5 protein-coding genes are annotated in these 7,096 nt (G+C 63.6%); 1 reads left to right on the top strand and 4 read right to left on the bottom strand.

The window, feature by feature from the left end:
* A partial coding sequence (locus ACFPOU_RS14705; RefSeq protein WP_379722539.1) for a hypothetical protein occupies window positions 1–240 on the top strand: 240 nt, incomplete at its 5' end.
* Here the strand turns inward: ACFPOU_RS14705 and ACFPOU_RS14700 are convergent.
* From ACFPOU_RS14700 to ACFPOU_RS14685, 4 genes are read right to left on the bottom strand one after another with little or no spacing between them, the layout of a single operon-like run.
* A complete protein-coding gene (locus tag ACFPOU_RS14700; protein ID WP_379722536.1) occupies window positions 221–1,441 on the bottom strand; it encodes a Wadjet anti-phage system protein JetD domain-containing protein in 1,221 nt (406 codons plus the stop codon). The two genes, ACFPOU_RS14705 and ACFPOU_RS14700, sit on opposite strands and share 20 nt — an antisense overlap.
* Complete coding sequence (locus tag ACFPOU_RS14695) at window positions 1,438–4,845, bottom strand: ATP-binding protein (RefSeq protein WP_379722533.1); 3,408 nt, start codon at window positions 4,843–4,845, stop codon at window positions 1,438–1,440. The genes ACFPOU_RS14700 and ACFPOU_RS14695 overlap by 4 nt, the downstream gene beginning before the upstream one ends.
* A complete protein-coding gene (locus tag ACFPOU_RS14690; protein WP_379722530.1) occupies window positions 4,842–5,435 on the bottom strand; it encodes a DUF4194 domain-containing protein in 594 nt (197 codons plus the stop codon). Before ACFPOU_RS14690 ends, ACFPOU_RS14695 begins: the two co-directional genes overlap by 4 nt.
* On the bottom strand, window positions 5,432–6,886 hold the full coding sequence (locus ACFPOU_RS14685) for a DUF3375 domain-containing protein (RefSeq protein ID WP_379722527.1): 1,455 nt from the start codon (window positions 6,884–6,886) through the stop codon (window positions 5,432–5,434). Before ACFPOU_RS14685 ends, ACFPOU_RS14690 begins: the two co-directional genes overlap by 4 nt.
* Window positions 6,887–7,096 lie beyond the last annotated feature (210 nt).

Here is a 7,096-nt window from a genome sequence, read left to right as displayed (position 1 = left end):
ACTTATCGACTGTTAATTGTTAAAGAACTTGTCTGGTACTGCCTTGCCGTGTTCTGCGAATCGTTTTGTTCGTCAGCAGCAGAGAAGCGAGATTATGCGGTGTTTCGCGTTTGTCGTCAACTTCTTTTGTTTCGTGCTCCGCGTTTTCCGCAGCTTCCTGCCGTCGACGCAACACTGTGTTTCGTGGTCGTTTTCAGCAGGAGGCGAATTATAGCCAAGCTCATCCGTTGTCGCAAGTGACCGTGCGAATCGCATTGACTGCCCATGTATATCCGACCCTTTCCTGCTCAAGGCGCAGGCGTACGCCCAATTGGTCTTCGCGCAACGCAATGAACAGGTGCTGCTCGGCCGGTGTCAGGCGCGTCAGTTGCCCGGTGTAGCGTTTGTCCATCTCTTCCGCGCCCCATAAGTGGCGATGCGCATGCAGGGTGTCCATATCCATCAGCAGGGAGCGGGCGTGCGGCAGGTTCGCCCGCAAGCGATCGAGAATGGCAAAGCCATGGGTGTCGATATCGCCCCAGTACAGCAGTTCCCTGTCGCGTAGCCAGTCCACCTGAGCCAGGCGGTCGATACCATAGCCGCCGCCGAACACAACCATGCTTGACCGGACATCGGGAAAGGCAAGGGCGTTCACTTCGTTTTCGGTCACGAAGACGCGCGCCACCTGGCTTTGCAGGGATGCAAACTGAGCCACGGGCACGGTGAGGTCCGACAAACCGCCGATAAAATGCGTCTCATCGAGCAGACGGAAACGAATCATAGGCGGCTTGGTCAGCAAGCCATACCGCGCTTCGAACTGACGCGGGCCGACTTGGCTCGCCAGTATCGCCTCGGCCGGCAGCACATGGTCGAGCAACTCTGCGAACAGGCACTTGCGCGCCTCGATGAATTTGGTGTCGACGCCGGCGATATCGAGCTGGCGTACATAGATTCCAGGCCGCGGATGGCGCACGAACCATGCAAGCACTGCCAGTACCTGCGCCCAGGTGTCGCCCTGCTCGATCAGCACCAGTGCATGCGCGTGTATCCAGGGCCGCAGCGCCGGGAATGCAGCAAGCGTGGTGCCGGCGAGCTGCTCGAAGCGGCGCGCATCGCTGCCGCGTCCGAGCATGCGCAAGGCATCGGCCTCGGTCGGTATCACCGCTGCGGCCGGCAGGCGGTTGCGTCCGAGCTGACGATGATTGATGTCGCGCCAGACCAGCTCATAGCCGTAGCCCTTGCGGTCGCGGCTGGTTCCCGACAGGGCGGCAATCCAGTTGCGGACCGCGTCGAACTGCTCGCCCATGTCGGCGGCGCCAGGTTGCCGCAGCCGAAACTCATAGGGGAACAAGGATCGTCCATCGAGGCGGGCCGCCAGCAGGGCGCCGCTTTCCCACAGCTTTTTCACGCCGGCGACGATGTCGTCAGGCGTCGACCACTGGGTCGTACGCCGGCCGCTCATCCGCCGCGCGCGCTGCGTTCGGCGCGGTACGCTTCGATGCTCAGGTAGCGCAGCATGGATTGACGGCCCTCGTCGCTGTGCACGAAGCCGAGGCCGGCGACATACGGTTCGATGATATGGATCTTTTGCAGCGGAGTGACGATCAGCAGCTGCAGATTCATGCGCCGGAACAGCTCCAGTCCATAGCGCGCCGACTCGTCCGAACCGCGCCCGAAGGCCTCGTCGATCACGACGAAGCGGAACGAACGCGAACGCACTGCGCCCCATTCCAGCCCAAACTGGTATGCCAGGCTGGCGGCCAGTACGGTATAGGCCAGCTTTTCCTTTTGCCCGCCCGATTTGCCGCCGGCGTCGGTGTAGTGCTCGTGTTCCCGATCGTCCTCGCGCCAGCGCTCCGAAGCGGAAAAAACGAACCAGTTGCGCACGTCGGTGACCTTGCGGGTCCAGCGCCGGTCCATCTCGGCGCTGCCCTCGCGGCCACGGAAGCGCTCGATGATGCGTCGCACCTGCAGGAATTTCGCTTCCGTGTACTCCTCGTCGGCGGAGCCGGTCAGCGCACCTTCGGTACAGCTGCGCAGGTCGTGCTGGAAGTCGCGCAGATCCGCATCCTGGCTCGGCTCCACCTCGAGCGCGATGTAGCGGTTCGGGTTGTAATCGATGGCCTGCAGCGAGGCGTTGATCGTGTCGATGCGCTCGCGGATGGTCTCGCGTTCGCGCTTGAGCTGCGACTGGAAACCGGCAATCTCGCGGATCGTGTTTTCGTTGAGGAGTTCCTTGAAACGTCCGGCGAAGCGTGGAAGGTCGTCCGCCTGCAGCACATCGAGCATGCGCCGGAACTCGCCCGCGGCGTCGATCGAGACGTCGACTTCGCGCGCGTCGAGCGGCCAGGCGCGCACGTAATCCTGCATCGACGAGATGATCGCATCGCGCAGGCGTTCGATCTTCTTGCCCTCGGCGTCGATACGCGCTTGCACGAACTCGCGCATGTCGCGTTCGCGGTTGTCGCACGATTCGACTGTCAGCGTATGCGCGCCTAGCGCCTGTTCGCGCAGCACAGCCAGCGCGGGAAAGAGAACGGCTGCCGCTGCGCTGTCGATGTCGCCGGCAAGCTGCTCGCACTCCTCGCGCTGCTTGCGCGCCTGTTCGCGCTTTTCGGCGAAGGTTGCCTGCTCCCTGGTGGCGAGCTGGTACTGTTCGTCGGCATGCGCCTGCGCTTTTCCCAACTCCTGCAACTGCTCTTGCAAGGTACGCAGCAGGTCGGACGAGGCGGCCAACGCCTCCCGTTCGCGCGCCAGGCGGTCGATTTCCGCGACCAGGGGCTTCCAGTCCAGCTCACCGAAGTTGGCGTAGACGCCGAGCTTTTGCCACAGACCGTTGAGCGCGTCCAGATCGGCGACTTCGCGCTTGAGCGCGCGTATCTGCTCGGCGTGGGCGAGCACGCGGGTGCCCAGATCGCGCTCCTGTTTGGCCAATGCTGCGATTTTCGCCTCGTTGCTCCAGCCGAGCACGTAACGCGTACGGTCGTCGATCCGGTGGCGGTCGTCCTTTTCGTGCCGCTCGCCGCCCGACTTCACCTGGCCGTTGGCGGTGATCGCGCGCTGCTCGCGGCGCAGCTGGTCCATATTTTCGCAGCAGGCATAATCGAAACGGCGGGCCAATTCGTTCTCGATCCATGCATAGAAAGGCGAGGCGGGTTCGATCGCCAGCTTGCGTACCAGCGAGCGCGGATGCAATGCCCGGGGTTCGGCGGGCACGCCGGGACGCACCCGGTAATACACCAGCCGCGCGCCAAGATGCGTACGGTCCGCCCACGCCGCCACCTGCGCGTAGTGCGCCTCGGGCACCAGCAGCGACAGGCCGAAAGCATGCAGCAGGCGCTCTGCTGCGCCTTCCCAGGCGATGTCGTCCTCGCGCACGCGGATCAATTCGCCGATGAAAGGCAGCGCATCGGGCGCGATCGACAGTGCCTCGCACAAGGCTTCGCGTACCAACAGCATCTGGCGCGGAATATTCGAGCGGCGCTGGCGCAAGGACTCGAGTTCGCCGGTCAACTCGCCGTGCAGTCGTCCGAGCTCGCGGACCGTCACGCCGGCCTCGGTCAGGCGGTTGCTGCGTTCGTCGCGCTGCGCGATGCAGTCGGCCTGGCCTTGCGCGATGGCGCGGCGGTTGGCCTCGAAGGTGCCGGCGTCGGCGGGGCCGGGCAAGGAGAGCGCCGACGCGATGTGTTCATACTGCCCTGCCCGGGCACTCTTTTCCTGGCGTGCCGTCTCGAGGCGCAGCATGTCGTTCCTGATTTGTTCGATGCGGTTGCCGCCGTTGGCGGCGATGGCAACTGTCAGTTCGTCGCGGCTTTGCACATGGTTGCGGCGCAGCCGCTCGAGCTGGGTGAGCTTGCCACTGGCGCGCTCCACTTCCGCCTCCAGGTGCGTCAGGCGCTTGTCGAGCAGTTCTCCCTTGAGGCCGGCGAACCATGGGCGCAGCGCATCGCGGCAGCCGCGCAATTCGGCCACCTCGCCAACCAGTGCGGCATGCCGTTCGCAGTTGCCGCTCAGCGGCAGCAAATGATCGATCTGCGCACGCGCCTTCAGGACCGACTCGTGAGCGCGGTTCAAGTCGTCGAAATGGCTGATCAGGGCATCGATGCGCGCTTGTACCGGGAACGGCTCGAGCATATGTTCGCGCACGAATTCGGTCAGGTTGCCGACCGATTTCATCGACACGGTCTGGTGGAACAGGTCCATGGCCTGTTCCGAAGCGATGCCGAAGCGGCGCCGGAACTCGGCGCCGTAAGGCGGGAAGCTGTCGTGCAAGGCGACGCCGGCAGTGGCGCGCAGGCGTTTGCGCAACTGGGCGATGTCGCTGCCGAAGCCGGTGAAGTGCTCCTGGATCGACAGGCTGGCGTCGGCCACGACGTAGAAGCGTTCGGGCTGGCCGCGCGGGTCCTTCAGCCAGAACACCTGGGCCAGCGTGACGGTCTGCCCGAATCCCTCGTTCCGGAATTCGCCCAGCAGGACCGAATAGCTGTGGTGATCACGCAGGGCAACCGCACGCGCATTGGAACCGGTCTCGCCGCGTTCCGACTTGTAGTGGCCAAGCACGTAAGTGCGCAGCGAGCGCTCGCGGGCGTCAGCGCCGGCTGCCTTGTTGTAGGCGATCTTGTTGTGCGGGACCAGCAAGGTAGTCAAGGCATCGACCAGGGTCGATTTGCCCGAGCCGATATCGCCGGTGAGCAGCATGTTCTCGCCCCCCGGATGCAGCTTCCACACGCGCCCGTGGAAGGTGCCCCAGTTGTAGGCCTCGAAGCGGTGCAGGCGAAAGCCGGCGCGTTCGGGGGCTTCGAACGCGGGCGCGGGTTCCAGTTGCGTGAGCGGCAGGCTGGCGTCGACACCGGATGGCGAGTTCATGCGCGGTCCTTATCGTCCAGCGCGGCGGCATGCTGCGCATAGTTGTCGAGGCGCGCCGCAAAATCGTCGAGCCACTGGGCATCGACGAAGGCCTTGAGAATTCGCCTGACTTCGTACTGGTTTTCCTGTCCGCGCAGGCGGCGCAGGAAGCCCAGTTCGACCACCTTGTTCAAATGCGTTTCCATGCGGTCGAACAGGCGCGCTTCGTTGGCGCTATCGGGCAGAAACAGGCGCATGTGGTTGGCGATATCGTCGCGGCTCACGACCAGCCGCGTATCGCCGCCAGTGGCGTCGAATTCGGCCAGCTTGCGGCGCAGCAGGACCAGCAGCAGGCTGACGGGAAAGCTCAGCGGACGGCGTTGCACCAGGCGCGGCAGCCCGGGGGCATCCGGCGCCTGTTCACGTTGGCGCAAGTAGGCATAGCCTTCGGCCTCGTCGAGGATGAGCTCGAGGCCGATGACGCCGGCGTAGTCGCGCACGCGCGCCTGCAGGTCGAGCAAAGCCTGCCATGGCGCGGCGCCAGCCTCGCGGTAGATCACGCCCTGGAACAGGGCAATGAGGGTGGGTCCCAGTTGATCGTCGTCGTTCATTCGGTACCGTGCTCGCGATGGGTAAAGATGACCAGAGGCAGGATGGCGCGCCGCCCGCGACCGTCGGCGTCGATCCAGTCGATCTGTTCGGTACGCTCGTCGTCGATGGCGGCGCCGGCGTCGTCGGCGGCCAGCTTCAGGTAAGTCGCCAGCTCGGCCAGGCCCTGCTCGATCGGGGCGATGCCGACCAGCGCGGCCAGGGAGATTTGCGGACGGTCCTGCAAGGCGCGCCGAATCGCGGACAGCAGGCGCGCCTGGTCGACATAGACTTGATCGAACAAGGCGTCGCTGAGGATCGCCGCGTCCGATTCGTCGATGGCCACTTCGCGGATCGCAGCCTTGAATGGGGGCGTATAAAGAAGGCGCTCCATCGGGAGGCCGAGGTCCGGAGCCGGTGCATCGATGGCGCCGAAGCCCTGCTCGGGAATCTGGCCGCGCAGGGCCAGCGCTTTCTGCTCGACGTTACGGATCAGTTCCATGATACGCCGGTTTTCGAGCCAGGCCTGGTCGTCGAGGTAGCGCCGCAGTTGATCGGAGAGGCGCGCCACCGTACGCTGGGTGAGCTCGCCGGCTTCGAGCCAGTCGTAATGGATGCGTCGCAGCCGGCTATCCGGCGCAAGCTCGCATATCGGTGCGAGCGCCATGACCCGATCGAGCAGCCGGCTCAGTTCATCCTGGCGCGAGGAAGACATCAGCAAGTCCCAGAAGGCGCGAAAACTTTTGCCTTCGTCCGAATTGGTGAGCTGGTCGCGCCAGGTGAATACCTGTTGCAGTAATTCGCCCTTGCCGCCATCCCAGGTGGCGATCTGTTCACGTACGCCACGGTCGAGCGTTCGAAAATTCTGGTCCAGTGCCCGGAAATCGGACAACATCTCGCGCGCGGTGGACGCCATCTGCAAAAAGCGTTCGCGCACCTGGCCGGGCTCCATCAATGCGAGTCGCCCGTCCCGGATCTGCGCAATGTCGGCATCGATATCGGCCTTGCGTTTCTGGAGCTCGGCGATGCGCGTGCGCGGATTGAGTTCGGTCCCGTCGACGATCTGCTTGAGTAAGTCGAATACCGTCATCAGGCGGGATTCGGTGCCGATGAAACTGCGTTGGCCGAGTCCTTGCAGCCACGCGATCGCGCCTTCGGCGGAAGAAGTCAGGTCGTAATGCGGCTGATCCTCTCCCTCGGGATAGTATTTTCGCAGCCATCCCCGCTCGTCCGACGCCCAATCATCGAGATAGGAAGCGGCGGCTTTTGGAAAGAGGCCTTCGCCGCTGAGCTCGTGCAGGTGAAAAAGGTGGTCGTCGAGCTGAATCACGAGCTGTTCCTGCGCACAGGTGCGAATATTCGGGGCGATGAAGCTCGCATAGAGGAAACTGGCGATCATCGGTGCATGATCGGCTGCCAGTAGCCGCCAGGCCGGGTGTGCACGACGCTGTGCTGCAAGCTGCTCGTAGTCCATGTTCGGTATCTCTCAATTCATTCCAACACTGTACTGTGGCTTGATAGTATTAGACAGACGATAATCGAGGGGGTGCTGCGACAATGCACGAGGATTGCGACTGAGCCGGAAAGCAAAAACCCCGCCGAGCTTCAGCTCGACGGGGTTTTTCTTTATAACTAGCCTGACGATAACCTACTTTCACACTGGTTGCAGCACTATCATCGGCGC

The sequence above is a fragment of the Massilia jejuensis genome (assembly GCF_042656795.1).
GTDB lineage: Bacteria > Pseudomonadota > Gammaproteobacteria > Burkholderiales > Burkholderiaceae_D > Telluria > Telluria jejuensis.
Note: the sequence above shows the minus strand (reverse complement) of the source record. Positions and strands in the feature narration are given on the sequence as shown.